General features: G+C 64.0%; 13 protein-coding genes. 5 read left to right on the top strand and 8 right to left on the bottom strand.

The annotated features are described in order from the left end of the window. Positions 1-148: 148 nt before the first annotated feature. The 4 genes from ACZYOF_RS19960 to ACZYOF_RS19975 all read left to right on the top strand — a co-directional run bounded on the left by ACZYOF_RS19960 (position 149) and on the right by ACZYOF_RS19975 (position 4,652). Complete coding sequence (locus tag ACZYOF_RS19960; protein ID WP_207234525.1) at positions 149-628, top strand: MarR family winged helix-turn-helix transcriptional regulator; 480 nt, start codon at positions 149-151, stop codon at positions 626-628. Continuing rightward, positions 621-1,781 (top strand): HlyD family secretion protein, encoded by a 1,161-nt coding sequence (locus ACZYOF_RS19965; protein WP_463716845.1) that lies wholly within the window; start codon positions 621-623, stop codon positions 1,779-1,781. The genes ACZYOF_RS19960 and ACZYOF_RS19965 overlap by 8 nt, the downstream gene beginning before the upstream one ends. Positions 1,782-1,789: 8 nt before the next feature. Further along, positions 1,790-3,355, top strand: a complete 1,566-nt coding sequence (locus ACZYOF_RS19970; protein WP_282528816.1) for an MDR family MFS transporter — start codon at positions 1,790-1,792, stop codon at positions 3,353-3,355. A gap of 232 nt (positions 3,356-3,587) precedes the next feature. Beyond that, on the top strand, positions 3,588-4,652 hold the full coding sequence (locus ACZYOF_RS19975; protein WP_463716846.1) for an SDR family oxidoreductase: 1,065 nt from the start codon (positions 3,588-3,590) through the stop codon (positions 4,650-4,652). A gap of 145 nt (positions 4,653-4,797) precedes the next feature. Here the strand turns inward: ACZYOF_RS19975 and ACZYOF_RS19980 are convergent, their stop codons facing one another. The 8 genes from ACZYOF_RS19980 to ACZYOF_RS20015 all read right to left on the bottom strand — a co-directional run bounded on the left by ACZYOF_RS19980 (position 4,798) and on the right by ACZYOF_RS20015 (position 13,528). Beyond that, on the bottom strand, positions 4,798-5,517 hold the full coding sequence (locus tag ACZYOF_RS19980) for an HAD family hydrolase (protein ID WP_130580515.1): 720 nt from the start codon (positions 5,515-5,517) through the stop codon (positions 4,798-4,800). Next, on the bottom strand, positions 5,514-6,437 hold the full coding sequence (gene cbbX / locus ACZYOF_RS19985) for a CbbX protein (protein ID WP_463716847.1): 924 nt from the start codon (positions 6,435-6,437) through the stop codon (positions 5,514-5,516). Before cbbX ends, ACZYOF_RS19980 begins: the two co-directional genes overlap by 4 nt. 110 nt (positions 6,438-6,547) lie before the next feature. Continuing rightward, positions 6,548-6,973, bottom strand: a complete 426-nt coding sequence (locus tag ACZYOF_RS19990; protein ID WP_130580517.1) for a ribulose bisphosphate carboxylase small subunit — start codon at positions 6,971-6,973, stop codon at positions 6,548-6,550. 13 nt (positions 6,974-6,986) lie between these two features. After that, a complete protein-coding gene (locus ACZYOF_RS19995; protein WP_130580518.1) occupies positions 6,987-8,447 on the bottom strand; it encodes a form I ribulose bisphosphate carboxylase large subunit in 1,461 nt (486 codons plus the stop codon). Positions 8,448-8,479: 32 nt separating this feature from the next. Further along, on the bottom strand, positions 8,480-9,562 hold the full coding sequence (gene fba / locus ACZYOF_RS20000; RefSeq protein ID WP_130580519.1) for a class II fructose-bisphosphate aldolase: 1,083 nt from the start codon (positions 9,560-9,562) through the stop codon (positions 8,480-8,482). Between the two features lie 2 nt (positions 9,563-9,564). Beyond that, positions 9,565-11,589, bottom strand: a complete 2,025-nt coding sequence (gene tkt / locus ACZYOF_RS20005) for a transketolase (protein WP_463716848.1) — start codon at positions 11,587-11,589, stop codon at positions 9,565-9,567. Then, complete coding sequence (locus ACZYOF_RS20010; protein ID WP_463716849.1) at positions 11,586-12,461, bottom strand: phosphoribulokinase; 876 nt, start codon at positions 12,459-12,461, stop codon at positions 11,586-11,588. Before ACZYOF_RS20010 ends, tkt begins: the two co-directional genes overlap by 4 nt. Positions 12,462-12,472: 11 nt before the next feature. Then, on the bottom strand, positions 12,473-13,528 hold the full coding sequence (locus tag ACZYOF_RS20015; RefSeq protein WP_463716850.1) for a class 1 fructose-bisphosphatase: 1,056 nt from the start codon (positions 13,526-13,528) through the stop codon (positions 12,473-12,475). A gap of 136 nt (positions 13,529-13,664) precedes the next feature. Here ACZYOF_RS20015 and ACZYOF_RS20020 point away from each other — a divergent pair, with 136 nt between their 5' ends. Then, the gene (locus ACZYOF_RS20020) at positions 13,665-14,591 is read left to right on the top strand and encodes a LysR family transcriptional regulator (protein ID WP_130580523.1); all 927 of its coding nucleotides are present in this window, start codon (positions 13,665-13,667) and stop codon (positions 14,589-14,591) included. The last annotated feature ends 165 nt before the right edge of the window (positions 14,592-14,756 follow it).

Consider the following 14,756-nt stretch of genomic DNA (forward strand, 5'->3'; position numbering starts at 1 on the left):
ATCATTTTAGCAGCCTGACGGGCGATCCCAAAGCCCCGGGCCCCGTCGCGTTCCCAGCCATGTTCTGGAAGCGGAGCTGCCTTCCGCTAACCGAGCGTGCGGAAATCATAAGCTAGCTTATTATAGCCAAAGCTTATGGAGGGTAATTATGCCGGGGTCCGTCGACGCGAACTTCATGTTCACGCTCGGTGAATTGTTTCGCCTGATCCGCGTCTACGCGGACAAGGAGGCCGCGCGCTACGGAATCACCCGCGCGCAATGGGCGGTGCTGACCAAGGTCGAGCGCAGCGAGGGAATGAAGCAGACCGAGCTTGCCGAGCTGCTCGAGATGCAACCGATCACGCTGACGCGGCTGATCGACAAGCTCTGCGACAATGGCTGGATCGAGCGCCGCGGCGACGAGAACGACCGTCGCGTCAACCGCCTCTATCTGCGCAAGGCGGCGCGCCCGCTGCTCGCCAAGCTCGCCGGCCTTCGCTCCGAACTCACTGCGACCGCGCTGGAAGGCATCAATCCCGCCGATGCCCACCGCCTGCTCGCCCAACTCGAATCAATCAAGGAAAACGTCCGCAATGCCATCCAAACCCCGGCCGGCGAACCCTCCAGAAAAGAGCAGCGCTATGGCTGATCCCGTCCTGAAACTCGCGCCCGAGCAGAGGGACAATCCGGCCTCGGCTCCAGCGAAGACCGATCAGCCGCGCGGCCTGATGGCGGGCTTGCGGCGCTATCGCCGATTCCTCCTCCTGGTCGTGTTGCCGCTGGTGGTGCTGGTCGGCGGCGTCGTCTTCTATCTTAACGGCGGCCGCTACGTGTCGACCGACGACGCCTATGTCGGCGCGCAGAAGGTGCTGATCACGCCCGACATCTCCGGAAAGATCGAGAAGGTCGTGGTCACGGAAGGTCAGCAGGTCAAGGAAGGCGACGTGCTGTTCGAGATCGACCCGGTGCCGTTCCGCCTTGCGGTGGACCAGGCCAAGGGCGCGCTCGACCAGGCACGCACGACCTACGACAACCTGGTCGCCAATATCAGAATCTATGGCCAGATGCTCGACCTGGCGCAACGCGGGGTCGACCTCAAACAGCGTGACGTCGACCGCAAGCAGTCGCTGGTGAAGAGCAATTTCGGTTCGCAGCTCGACCTCGACAATGCCGCGACGTCGCTGGTGACCGCGAGCGCGCAGGCTGAGTTCATCAAGCAGCAGATCTCCAGTTCCAAGGCGCAACTGCTCGGCAATCCCGATCTGCCGCTGGAGCAATTCCCGCCTTATGCGCAGGCCAAGGCCAAGCTCAATGATGCCCAGCGCAACCTGGACCACACCGTGATGCGCGCGCCGATGGCGGGCACCGCCACCCAGGTCGAGCAGATCCAGCTCGGCCGCTTCATCGCCGCCGGCACGCCGGTGTTCTCCATCATCGACGTGGCGAACCCCTGGGTCGACGCCAACCCGAAGGAATCCGACTTCACCTATGTCGCGGTCGGCCAGCCGGTCGACCTCGAGGTCGACGCCTTCCCGAACCACACGTTCAAGGGCACGGTCGGCTCGCTCTCGCCCGGCACTGGCGCGCAGTTCGCGATCCTGCCGCCGCAGAACGCGACCGGCAATTTCGTGAAGGTCGTGCAGCGCGTGCCAGTCAGGATCTATTTCGACCAGAACGACAGGATGGTGCGCAAGCTGAAGGCGGGCATGAGCGTCTACGCGACCATCGACACCAACCATCGCCGCTCGCTGTCCGGCCTGCTCGGCCTGTCCTCGGCCGCAGCGACCCACGAACAGGACTGATCTCAGCAATGTCGACGGCGGCCCCCTCGCCCAGCATGGTGCCCGGCATGCGCCGGAACATGGTGACGGTCTGCGCCATGACGGCGACCGTCATGCAGGCGCTGGACACCACCATCGCCAATGTCGCGCTGCCCTATATGCAGGGCACGCTGTCGGCGTCGCAGGACCAGATCAACTGGGTGCTGACGTCCTACATCGTGGCGGCGGCGATCATGACCGCGCCGGTCGGCTGGATCGCCAACCGGTTCGGGCGCAAGCGCATCTTCATCATCTGCTCCGCGGGCTTCACCGTTGCCTCCGTGCTGTGCGGCCTGGCGCAGGACATCACCCAGATGGTGCTGTTCCGCCTGCTGCAGGGCGTGTTCGGCGCAGCGCTGGTGCCGCTGTCGCAGGCCGTGATGCTCGACTCCTACGCACTGCATGAGCGCGCCAAGGCGATGTCGATCTGGGGCATGGGCGTGATGATGGGCCCGATCATGGGCCCATCGCTCGGTGCCTGGCTGACCGAGACCTATTCCTGGCACTGGGTGTTCTTCGTCAACCTGCCGTTCGGCGCCATCACCGTGCTCGGCCTCATCGTCTTCATGGACGAGACCAAGCAGAATTTGAACCTGCGCTTCGACTGGTTCGGCTTCGGCGCGCTCGCGCTCGCGATCGGCTCGCTGCAGCTCGCGCTCGACCGCGGCGAGCAGCTCGGCTGGCTCGAATCCAACGAGATCATAGCCGAATTCATCATCTCCGGCATCGGCTTCTATTACTTCTTCGCCCATTCGTTCACGACGACAAAACCCTTCATCCAATTCGAGCTGTTCAAGGACAAGAATTTCGTCGGCGGCTGCGTGTTCATGACCGTGATGGGGCTCGTGCTCTACTCGACCATGGCGCTGTCCTCGCCTTACTTGCAGAACGTGATCGGCTATCCCATCATCACCGCCGGCGTGCTGTTGGCGAGCCGCGGCTGCGGCACCTTTGTTGCGATGATGCTGGTGGGGCGCATGATGCGGTTCATCGAGGCGCGCACGCTGATCATCTCCGGCCTCGCGCTGACGGCGGCGTCGCTGTTCGTGATGACGGGCTGGACCGACCAGACCAGCGCGACCGAGATCGTGGTCGTGAGCATCGTCCAGGGTTTCGGCTTCGGACTGGTATTCGTGCCGCTCTCGACCGTCGCGTTCTTGACGCTGCCCAATCACCTGCGCACCGACGGCACCTCGATGCTGACGCTGCTGCGCAACGTCGCGAGTTCGATCGGCATCTCCATCGTGATCGCGCAGCTCACGGAAGGCTCCCGGCGCATCTATGCGACACTGTCCGAACACATCAACCCGTTCAACCACGCACTGCAGATGCCCAATGTCAGTGGCATGATCAATTTGAACACCGACACCGGCCGCGCGATGGCGGATAAGATCGTCGCGGTGCAAGCGCAGATCATCGCGTTCGCCCACGACTACCAGCTCGTGATGGTGTTCATCCTGGCCTCGATCCCGCTTGCGATCATGATCGGCTCGACCAAGGCGGCGCTGCGGTCGCAGTCGCAGGCATCATCGGACCATGCGGCGGTGATGGATTAGGGCTAACCCAGGTCCCCCGTCATTGCGAGCGGAGCGAAGCAATCCATCTCTCAGCTTGCGGCGGCGTGGATTGCTTCGCTTCGCTCGCAATGACGACGTGGCGGGCCTCGGGGCTTACGCTGGCGCTCCACCCGGGCTGCTGCACTCACGAAGGAGTTATTCCGGGCGCGGCGGCCCTGGTTGATGCGTCGACCAATCCTATCTCCTCACCGATATCCCTGGAGGTTGGAACATGGCGGGTTCAGCACTGGTCGTCGGTGCGAGCGGTATTGTCGGCAATAATCTGGTCCGGCACCTTCGTCAGCGGGGGTGGCAGGTTTACGCCTTGGCGCGTCGGCCGCCGGCCAATATCGACGGCGTGCAGCCCGTGGCGGCGGACCTGCTGGATCCCGCGTCGGTTCGCAAGGCGCTGCAGGGGTTGAGACCGACGGACGTTTTCATCAGTACGTGGTTGCGGCAGAACACCGAGGCTGAGAATATCAGGGTCAACTCCGCAATGGTGCGCAACCTGCTCGATGCATTGTCGCCTGCAGGCTCGGTCAGGCATGTCGCGCTCGTCACCGGGCTCAAGCACTATCTTGGTCCGTTCGAAAACTACGGCAAGGGCAGCCTGCCCGCCACGCCGTTTCGGGAAGACCAGCCACGGCTCGATATCGAGAATTTCTACTACGCCCAGGAAGACGAAGTGTTCGCTGCGGCCAAGCGCGACGGCTTTGGCTGGAGCATCCATCGTCCGCACACCATCATCGGCTATGCCGTGGGCAACGCGATGAACATGGGCGTGACGCTCGCGGTCTACGCCACGATTTGCCGAGAGACCGGACGGCCGTTCCTGTTTCCGGGCTCCGCGACGCAGTGGAACGGTCTCACCGATATGACGGATGCGCGGCTGCTCGCGCGCCATCTGGAATGGGCGGCGACGACGCCGGGCGCCCGCAATCAGGCGTTCAATGTCGTCAATGGCGACGTGTTTCGCTGGAGCTGGATGTGGCAGCGGCTGGCCGACTGGTTCAACCTAAAGCCGGCGCCATTTCCGGGCGAAGGGATTCCGCTGGAGCGGCAATTGACTGATGCGGGTCCGATCTGGTCCGACATCGCGCGGAAATATCGGCTGGCCGAGCACGATCTCGGCGTGCTCGCCTCGGCCTGGCACACCGACGCCGACCTCGGCCGCCCGATCGAGGTCGTCACCGATATGAGCAAAAGCCGCAAGCTCGGCTTCCTGGAATACCAGGCAACCGACGACAGCTTCTTCGATCTCTTCGCCCGTCTGCGGGAAGAGAGAATCATTCCGTAACGCCTGCCGGTCACGCCACCGCGTCGAGCCGGACGTAGCCCGGGTGGAGCGAACGCGTAACCCGGGACATCAGCGTCAAGGTTTGCGAGCGGCCCCGGGTTACGCTGGCGCTCCACCCGGGCTACAGCACTCCAACGCGGCGCCGTCAGCCGGCGATCTCGGTCAATTCATCGACGGCGAGCAGGGCTTCCGAGCAATCATCGTCGCGGAAGTAGGCGCTGCGGGTGAACAGCACAGGAATGCCGGCGCGCGAGGCCGCGAGCAATCCGTTGCGCGAGTCCTCGATGGCGATGCAGCGCGAAGCGGGGAGCGAAAGCCGCGCCAGCATCATGAGATAGACGTCGGGCGCCGGCTTCTTCTCCGGCACATCGTCGCCCGCGACGATCGCCTCGAACCATTCAGCCCAATCCTCGCCCAGCGCGACCGACAATAGCGCATCGATATTGGCATGCGAGGTCGTCGTCGCGATCGCCAGCCGTTGGCTGCGCCGTCGTGCCTTTCGGAGCAAGGCCTCCACGCCGGGCCGCAGCGGGCAGCCGCCCGTTGCGATCAGCTCGGCATAACGCGCGGTCTTGATCCCGTGCAGCTCTGCGATCTCGCGATTCGATAGCAGCGGCATGGTTCGCTTGCACATGGCAAACGCGCGGATCCGCTCCTTGCCTCCGGCGACACGCAGCAACCCTCCGTAGGTCGCCTGGTCCCAGTACCAGTTGAGGCCTGCGCGCGAGAACGCGTCGTTGAAGGCGCGGCGGTGTACCTCCTCCGTCTCGGCCATTGTGCCGTCGACGTCAAAGATCAGTGCGTGGGCGCGAGCGATGAGGTCCTCGAAGGCCGCCGTCCGCACGGCTGTCAGCGTCTCGCTCATGTCTCCTGGTCCGTCGCGCCTTTCGAAAATACCCGGCTTGCCAGCACATCACCGGCCTCGATCGACATCACATCGTCGGTCGTGAGCACCCGGTCGAGCCGGGAGACGATGCGGTTGGCCTGGCGGAGCCGGATGCGATCCAGAGCATTGCGGATCGAACGCGCGTTGGAGAATAGCGGCTGGGTCTTGCGCACGGCGATGTAGCGGATGAAGGCATCACGCGCCGCCGATGAAAGACGATAGTTCTGCTGCTGCAGCATCAATTCGGCGATCGCGAGCAGCTCGGCGTCCGAATAATCGGGGAAGTCGATGTGATGGGCGATGCGGGAACGAAAACCCGGATTGCTCTGGAAGAATTTTTCCATGCGGTCGCCATAGCCGGCGAGGATCACGACCAGATCCTCGCGCTGCTGCTCCATGATCTGCAGGAGAATCTCGATCGCCTCCTGGCCATAGTCGCGCTCATTGTCGGGGCGATAAAGATAATAGGCCTCGTCGATGAACAGCACGCCGCCCATCGCCTTCTTCAGGATCTCCTTGGTCTTCGGCGCAGTGTGGCCGATATATTGCCCGACCAGATCGTCGCGGGTGACGCTGATGACATGGCCGCGGCGCACGAAGCCGAGCCGGTGCAGGATGCTGGCCATGCGCAACGCCACCGTGGTCTTGCCGGTGCCGGGATTGCCGGTGAAGGACATGTGCAGGGTCGGAAAGGTGGTGGCGAGCGCCATCTTCTGCCTGATACGCTCGACCAGCAGCAGCGCTGCGATCTCGCGGATGCGCGTCTTCACGGGCACCAAGCCGATCAGCTCGGAATCGAGCTGGTCGAGCACGGCGCCGATGCCGAGGTCGGCGAATTCGCGCCGGAGATCGACGGCCTCCAGCGGGGCTTCGTGAGTCTGTGGCTGTGGTTGCGTCATCCTGCTCTCGTGTCGAAAAGCTCCGTCGCCGCAACCTAGCGACGACGGAGAAGTGCATCCGGACCAGGTCGGCCGAGGGAGCCACCCGCCTGGCTTTGAACCGGACGCGGTTAACGGTCGACGTAACGCTCGCCTTCAGGGCGTTCCGCCGCGTAAGCGTGTGTCGAGTAACGGAGGTTGCGGCCGACGGATTCCTGCCGGTCGAGACGGAAGCCGGGCTCGTCCTTGGGCCGGTTGACGATGAAGGAGATGCGAACGGACTCCCATCCGTGGCTCGAATCGAAACCCGAGATTCGAATGTAACGGTCGCCATACACGCGCCGGCATTCGGCGAGCTCCCGCATGATGCCCGCGGCGTCGGGCAAATCGAACATCGGCAAGCCCCACATCTCCCAATAGGTGTTGCGGGGATGCGGATCGTCGGTGAACTCGATGTTCACCGCCCAGCCCTTGTCGAGGCAGTATTGAACCTGCGCGGTGATCTGCTCGTCGGTGAGATCGGGCAGGAAGGAGAAGCAGCCCTGGGTTATGCGCATGATCAAGCTCCTTTCAGACCGCGACGCTCGGTGTCGGAACGAAATCCGGAGCATCGGTCGATTCGTAGTTGAAGGTGACGTCCTTCCAGACCTCGAGCGCCTCGCGCAGCGGCGTGCAGCTCTGCGCAGCCTTGGCCAGGATCTCCGGCCCCTCATGGACGTAGTCGCGCCCCTCGTTGCGGGCGAGGATCATGGCTTCCAGCGCGACGCGGTTGGCGGTGGCGCCCGCCTGGATGCCCTGCGGGTGACCAATGGTGCCGCCACCGAACTGCAGCACGACGTCCTCGCCCAAGAGGTCGAGCAACTGATGCATCTGGCCGGCATGGATGCCGCCCGAGGCCACCGGCATCAGCTTGTTGAGGCTGGCCCAATTCTGGTCGAAGAACACGCCGTGCTCGAGCTGCATCGGATTGAAGTCCTCGCGGCAGATGTCGTAGTAGCCGCGCGTCGTGTTCGGATCGCCCTCGAGCTTGCCGACGACAGTACCGGCGTGAATGTGATCCACGCCCGCGAGCCGCATCCATTTTGCAATCACACGGAACGAGACGCCATGCGACCGTTGCCGGGTGTAGGTGGAGTGGCCGGCGCGGTGCAGATGCAGGATCATGTCGTTCTTGCGCGCCCATTTCGCCATCGACTGGATCGCGGTGTAGCCGATCACGAGATCGATCATGATGACGACGGAGCCGAGCTCGCGGGCGAAATCGGCGCGTTCGTACATGTCCTCCATCGTCGCCGCGGTGACGTTGAGATAGGTACCCTTGATCTCCCCGGTCGCGGCCTGCGCGCGGTTCACCGCCTCCATGCAGTAGAGGAAGCGCTCGCGCCAATGCATGAAGGGCTGCGAGTTGATGTTCTCGTCATCCTTGGTGAAATCGAGCCCGCCCTTCAGCGCCTCATAGACGACGCGGCCATAATTGCGGCCGGAGAGGCCGAGCTTCGGCTTGACAGTGGCGCCGAGCAGCGGACGCCCGAACTTGTCGAGCCGCTCGCGCTCGACCACGATGCCGGTCGCCGGCCCCTGGAACGTCTTCACATAGGCGATCGGCAGCCGCATGTCCTCGAGCCGCAGCGCCTTCAGCGGCTTGAAGCCGAAGACGTTGCCGATGATCGATGCGGTGAGATTCGCGATCGAGCCTGCCTCGAACAGGTCGAGATCGTAGGCGATGTAGGCGAAATAGCTGCCGGGCGAATTCGGCACCGGATCGACGCGGTAGCATTTCGCGCGATATTTTTCCGCCGCCGTCAGGCGATCGGTCCACACCACGGTCCAGGTCGCGGTCGAGGATTCGCCGGCCACCGCCGCGCAGGCTTCGGTCGGATCGACGCCGTCCTGCGGGGTGACGCGGAACAGCGCGATGACGTCGGTGTCCTTGGGTACGTAGTCGGGCTCCCAATAGCCCATGCGCTTGTATTCCATCACGCCGGATTTGTAGCGATCCTTGCCGCGCAGGGTCATCGACTGCATGTTCATATGGTCCTCCTGAAATTGTTCTGGCGTGCCCCTCACGCTGCTTCGGTCATCGCCCCAATTTGCGGATCGAGCGCGCCGGCGCGATAGCGCCTCGCCATCTCGGACAGCGGAATCACCTTGATCTTTCCGGCATTGCCCGCGGTGCCGAACTGCTCGAACCGGTCACGGCAAAGATCGCGCAAGGCTTCCATCGCGGGCTTCAAGAATTTGCGCGGATCGAATTCGCTTCTCGATTGGGTCGCGACCTTGCGGAAGGCGGCGGCCATCGCAAGGCGACAGTCGGTATCGATATTGACCTTGCGCACGCCGTGCTTGATGCCGCGGACGATCTCCTCGACCGGAACGCCCCAGGTCTGCGGCATCTCGCCGCCGAACTGGTTGAACATGTCCTGCAATGGCTGCGGCACCGAGGACGAGCCGTGCATCACCAGATGTGTATTCGGCAGCCGCTGATGGATCTCCTCCACCACGCGCATCGCGAGGATGTCGCCATCGGGCCGCCGCGTGAACTTGTAGGCGCCATGCGAAGTGCCCATCGCGATCGCGAGCGCATCCACCTTGGTGGCGCGGACGAAATCGACCGCCTGGTCGGGATCGGTCAGGAGCTGGTCATGGCTGAGCTTGCCTTCGACGCCGTGGCCGTCTTCCTGCTCGCCGCCGCCATGCTCAAGCGAGCCGAGCACGCCGAGCTCACCCTCGACTGAGGCGCCAACCCAGTGCGCGATCTCGACGACGCGTCGGGTGATACCGACATTGTAGTCGTAATCGGCTGCGGTCTTGGCATCGGCCTTCAGCGAGCCGTCCATCATGACCGAGGTGAAGCCGTAGCGGATCGCGGTGGTGCAGGTGGATTCCTCGTTGCCATGATCGAGATGCAGACAGAGCGGTACGTCCGGATACATCTCCTCGAGCGCATCGATCATCTTCGACAGCATGACGTCGCCCGTATAGGCGCGCGCGCCGCGCGAGGCCTGGATGATGACGGGCGCATCGCAGGCGGATGCGGCCTCCATGATCGCGAGCCCCTGCTCCATATTGTTGATGTTGAAGGCCGGCACGCCGTAGCCGCGTTCGGCGGCATGATCCAATAATTGCCTCAGGGTTATCCGCGCCATGCTTATTTCCTTTCGTTTGCCTTCTGGATCACGCGCCTGGCCGCGGCAGCGACGGCGGCCGGCGTGATGCCGAACTCGCGGTAGAGCACGTCGGCCGGTGCGGAGGCGCCGAAACCGTTCATGCCGACGAACTCGCCGTCGTCGCCGAGCCAGCGCGCCCAATCGCCTTCGACGGCAGCCTCGATGCCGACGCGCGGCGCATCGCCCAGCACCTTGGCCTGATAGTCGCGCGGCTGCTTCCGGAACAAATCGAAGCACGGGGCGGAAACGACGGCGGCGCGGATGTTCTCGCTTCCAAGCAGCTTTGCCGCCTCGAGCGCGATCGATACTTCCGAGCCGGTTGCAATCAGCGTGAGGTCACGGCCTCCGTTCGGCTCGATCGCCACATAGGCGCCGAGCGCGACGTAGTTGGTATCGGTCACATCGCGGAAGGCGGGCAGCGCCTGCCGCGACAGGCACAGGATCGACGGCGAGGTCTCGGCTTGCAGCGCGCAATCCCAGGCTTCCGCGGTCTCGATTGGATCGGCAGGACGGAACACCAGCAGATTGGGAATCGCACGGAGCGCGGCGAGATGCTCGACCGGCTGGTGGGTCGGGCCATCCTCGCCCAGCCCGATCGAATCATGGGTCATGACGTGAATGACGCGGATGCCCATCAGCGCCGCGAGCCGGATCGCGGGGCGGCTGTAGTCGGCGAACGCGAGGAATGTTCCGCCATAGGGGACGAAGCCGCCGTGCAGCGCGATGCCATTCATCGCCGCCGCCATCGCATGCTCGCGGACGCCATAGTGGATATAGCTGCCGTGCAGCCAGCCCGAGCGAACCGGCACTTGCGATTTCGCTAGCGTGAGATTGGAGTGCGTCAGGTCGGCCGAGCCGCCGAGCAGGTTGGGCAGCACCTCGGCGATCGCATCGATCACGTGTTGCGATGCCTGCCGTGTCGCAAGCTTCGGACGTTCGAGCTCGAAACGCTCCTTCAGCTTCGCCATCGCCTCGGTATAGGCGCCGGGCAACTTCTTGTTCAGCGCATCGTGAAAGGGCGACCTGCCGCCGCCGTTACAGGCGCGCCGTGAACGCTCGATCCAGGCACGCCGCGCCGCACGGCCGCGCGCGCCGATCTCGCGCCATTCCGCAAGCACGGCTGGCGGAATTTCAAATGGCTGGTAGCGCCAATCAAGCGCCGCCCGCGTTTTGGCGACCTCCTCCGATCCGAGCGGTGCACCATGAACCTTCTCGCTGCCTTGCCGGTTCGGCGCGCCGAAGCCGATCACGGTCTGGCAGGCGATCAGTGACGGCAGGTCGCTCTTCCTTGCTTCATCGATCGCCCTCGCAACCGCTTGCGGATCATGGCCGTCGATCCGGCAGGCCGACCAGCCGGAGGCTCTGAAGCGCGCGAGCTGATGATCCGAACAGGACAGCGAGGTCGCCCCGTCGATCGAAATCCGGTTGTCATCGAACAGAACGATCAGCCGGTTCAGCCGCAGATGGCCCGCGAGCGAGATCGCCTCGTGGCTGATGCCCTCCATCAGGCAGCCGTCGCCGGCGATCACATAGGTGAAGTGGTCGACGAGTTCATCTCCGAACCGCGCGTTCATCAACCGCTCGGCGAGCGCCATGCCGACGGCGGTCGCGATGCCCTGCCCGAGTGGGCCGGTGGTCGTCTCCACGCCGGGCGTGTGGCCATATTCGGGATGGCCTGGAGTTGTCGATCCCCACTGGCGGAACGCCTTGAGCTGATCGAGCGTCACGCTCTCATAGCCAGTCAAATGCAGCAGCGCGTAGAGCAGCATCGAGCCATGGCCGGCGGAGAGGATGAAGCGGTCGCGGTCGGGCCAGGCCGGGTCATCGGGATCGAATTTGAGGAAGCGCGAGAACAGCACGGTCGCGACATCGGCCATGCCCATCGGCATGCCCGGATGCCCGGACTTCGCCTTCTCGACGGCATCGATGGCGAGGAAGCGGATGGCGTTCGCCATCTCGGCATGGCTGACTTGGGCGCGGCTGGCCACAGACGCAAGTGCGGTCATATCGTTCGCCTCTTTCGTTCCATCAGTTGCAGGATCAGCGGGGTGAGGATGAGCTGCATCGCCAGATCGAGCTTGGCGCCGTGGATCACGATCGAATTGGCGCGCGACATGAAGCTGTGCGGAATCATCGAGAGCAGATAGGGAAAATCGATGCCGCGCGGGTTCTTCAGCCGGATCACGACCATCGATTCGTCCGGTGTGGGGATCCAGCGCGCGATGAACGGATTCGATGTGTCGACCGTCGGCACGCGCTGGAAGTTGATGTCAGTCTCGGTGAACTGCGGGCAGATGTAGTTCACATAGTCAGGCATGCGCCGCAGGATGGTATCGGTCACCGCCTCCGTGGAATAGCCGCGGTGGCTGCGGTCGCGATGCAGCTTCTGGATCCATTCGAGATTGATGACGGGGACGACGCCGATCTTGAGGTCAGCATATTTGGCGACGTTCACCTTGTCGGTGACGACGGCGCCATGCAGGCCCTCGTAGAACAGGAGATCGGAATTCTCCGGCAACGGCTCCCATTGGGTGAAAGTGCCGGGATCCCCGCCATAGAGCCGCGCCTCGTCCCCGTCGTGCACATAGTGCCGCGTCGTGCCGGTGCCGGACTCGCTATAGTCGCGGAACAGCTTTTCAAGATTCTCGAACAAATTGGTCTCGGGGCTGAAATGGCTGAAATGCTTGTTGCCGCGATCGGCCTCCTCGACCATCTTGCTGCGCATCTCGGCGCGGTCGTAGCGGTGGAAGGCGTCACCCTCGACATAGGCGGCGCTTACATTCTCGCGCCGGAAGATGTTCTCGAAGGTCCTCCTGACCGACGTCGTTCCGGCGCCGGAAGAACCCGTGACCGATATGATGGGGTGACGCCGCGACATGCCGGCCTCCTTCAGCGAAACAATCCGCGGCGCGCGAACAAGGGCGCGTCGGCGTTTTCGAACAGCGGCTCGACACCTTCGTGCATCATATCGATGCCGCGCACGGTGCGCGGCGATCCCATGATCAAGGGGACGCGCTGGTGCGGCGTCCGTGCCGAAAGCTCGAGAATGCGGGCGCGCCCGCTGGAGGCGGCGCCATCAGCCCATTCCATGATCAGCGCCACGGGATGGGCTTCGTAGAGCAGGCGCAGGCGGCCCTCGCGGTAGCCCGGGCGCACATCGGCCGGATAGAGGAAGACGCCGCCACGGACCAGGATGCGGTAGGCTTCCGCCACCAGCGATCCGATCCAGCGCATGTTGAAATCGCGGCCGCAGTCGCCATTGGCGCCCGCGAGGCATTCGTCGATATAGCCACGCACGGCGCCGCTCCAGTGCCGGCGGTTGGAGGCGTTGATCGCGAACTCTGGTGTATCGGGCGGAATGCGGACGCCGCGCCCGGTCAGCACGAATTCGCGCGTCGGGGGATACAGTGTGAAGACATCGACGCGCTGGTCGAGTGCCAGCACCAGCACGGTCTGCGGGCCATAGATGAAAAAGCCCGCGGCGATCTGCGCGGTGCCGGGCTCGAAGAAGGTCGAGAGGATGTCACGCGCTTTGGGCCGGATCGAAAAGATGGTGCCAACCGAGATGTTGTTCGCAAGATTGGCCGAGCCGTCGAGCGGGTCGATCGCGACACAGAGCGGCGCCTCGGCATCGAGCGTCTCCGGCAGTTCCACTTCCTCCGAGAGCACGGCGGCCACCGGCGCTGTGCGCAGGGCGTCGCGCATCAGCCGATCTGCGACAACATCGATGTCCTTTTGGGTGTCGCCGTCGGGGTTGACCGCGCCGTCGCGGCCGGTGATGCCGACCAGCGGGCCCGAGGCGATGACGCCTGCGAGTTCGACCGCGGCCGCGGCCAGCGCCTCCACCACCGCGACGGCTGCGGCGCGGACGCTGTCCTGACGCGCGGGATCGTCGAGATAGGCATGCAATGCAGGAAGATGATCCACGGCCGCTCTCCCATTCATCGAGCCCTCTCGACGGGACTTCGCTTGACGCGGCTCCGGGTTGGAGTCGCTGTCGCCACTATCAACACGCGAATTGCCGAATTAGTGAAATTTTAATATCTTAAGTGTGTCCAAAGTATTTTTTATGGAGGTGCTCATGCCGGGGCATTTCTCGCGCGACCTCACCCTTCGTCAGCTACGCGCATTGACCGCCGTGCATGCGGCCGGCTCGATCACGGGCGCGGCGAACCGGCTCAACCTCACCCAGCCGGCGGTCACCCTGCAGCTTCGCAACCTGCAGGAACTCGCCGGGCTGCCGCTGATCCAGCGCACCGTTGAAGGCATGGCGTTGACCGATGCCGGCCGCACCGTTCTCGCGCTGGTCGAGCGCATCGAATCGGCGCTGGCCGACTGCGAACAGTCGCTCGACATGATCGCGGGCAAGAGCGGCGGGCGTGTCGCGATGGGCGCGGTCAGCACCGCGAAATATTTCGTGCCGTTCGCGATCGCGGCGTTCTCGCAGCGCTACCCGAAGATCGACGTGACGCTCAGGATCGGCAACCGCGAGGACATCCGCGACGCGCTGCGCGGCTACGATCTCGATATCGCCGTGATGGGGCAGCCGCCACCGGACATCGAGGTCGAGATGCGCCCGCTCGGCAGGCATCCGCACGTGATCATCGCCGCCGCCGATCATCGGCTCAATGGAAAGAAGCGCGTCGCGGCTAGCGATCTCGCCTTTGAGACCTTCATCACCCGCGAGCACGGCTCCGGCACGCGGATGCTGATGGAGCAGTTCTTCCAGAAGCATCGGATCGAGCCCAAGGTCGGCATGGCCATGGACAGCAACGAGACCATCAAGCAGGCGGTGATGGCCGGGCTCGGCATCGCCTTCATTTCCCAGCACACCGTGTTCCACGAACTGGAGGAAGGGCGGCTGGTGGTGCTCAAGGTGGCGGGCCTGCCGGTGATGCGCCAATGGCACGCGATGCGCCGCGCCGACAAGATCCTGCTGCCGCCGGCGCAGGCGATGCTGGAGTTTTTGGGGAAGGAGGGATCGCGCTATTTGCCGAATGTTCGATGAGAGGGGTTCCGGTGCATGCGCAGCATTGAACCCGGAATCTCGCACCACAACTTCCAGATTCCGGGCTCGCCGCTTTGCGGCGCCCGGGAATGACGAGCCTGGGCTACACTGCGGCAGCAACCACAGTTGTCATACGCGGGCTTGACCCGCGTATCCATCGAACTT

It is taken from the genome of Bradyrhizobium sp. LeoA1Lang (assembly GCF_055413685.1).

What these genes read in the sequence shown, in the direction of transcription:
- ACZYOF_RS19965 (WP_463716845.1), top strand. Translation starts at nt 621, where the DNA reads ATGGCTGATCCCGTCCTGAAACTCGCGCCCGAGCAGAGGGACAATCCG.
- ACZYOF_RS19960 (WP_207234525.1), top strand. Translation starts at nt 149, where the DNA reads ATGCCGGGGTCCGTCGACGCGAACTTCATGTTCACGCTCGGTGAATTG.
- ACZYOF_RS19970 (WP_282528816.1), top strand. Translation starts at nt 1,790, where the DNA reads ATGTCGACGGCGGCCCCCTCGCCCAGCATGGTGCCCGGCATGCGCCGG.
- ACZYOF_RS19995 (WP_130580518.1), bottom strand. Translation starts at nt 8,447, where the DNA reads ATGAACATGCAGTCGATGACCCTGCGCGGCAAGGATCGCTACAAATCC.
- ACZYOF_RS19990 (WP_130580517.1), bottom strand. Translation starts at nt 6,973, where the DNA reads ATGCGCATAACCCAGGGCTGCTTCTCCTTCCTGCCCGATCTCACCGAC.
- ACZYOF_RS20015 (WP_463716850.1), bottom strand. Translation starts at nt 13,528, where the DNA reads ATGAATGGGAGAGCGGCCGTGGATCATCTTCCTGCATTGCATGCCTAT.
- ACZYOF_RS19975 (WP_463716846.1), top strand. Translation starts at nt 3,588, where the DNA reads ATGGCGGGTTCAGCACTGGTCGTCGGTGCGAGCGGTATTGTCGGCAAT.
- ACZYOF_RS20010 (WP_463716849.1), bottom strand. Translation starts at nt 12,461, where the DNA reads ATGTCGCGGCGTCACCCCATCATATCGGTCACGGGTTCTTCCGGCGCC.
- ACZYOF_RS19980 (WP_130580515.1), bottom strand. Translation starts at nt 5,517, where the DNA reads ATGAGCGAGACGCTGACAGCCGTGCGGACGGCGGCCTTCGAGGACCTC.
- fba (WP_130580519.1), bottom strand. Translation starts at nt 9,562, where the DNA reads ATGGCGCGGATAACCCTGAGGCAATTATTGGATCATGCCGCCGAACGC.
- ACZYOF_RS20020 (WP_130580523.1), top strand. Translation starts at nt 13,665, where the DNA reads ATGCCGGGGCATTTCTCGCGCGACCTCACCCTTCGTCAGCTACGCGCA.
- cbbX (WP_463716847.1), bottom strand. Translation starts at nt 6,437, where the DNA reads ATGACGCAACCACAGCCACAGACTCACGAAGCCCCGCTGGAGGCCGTC.
- tkt (WP_463716848.1), bottom strand. Translation starts at nt 11,589, where the DNA reads ATGACCGCACTTGCGTCTGTGGCCAGCCGCGCCCAAGTCAGCCATGCC.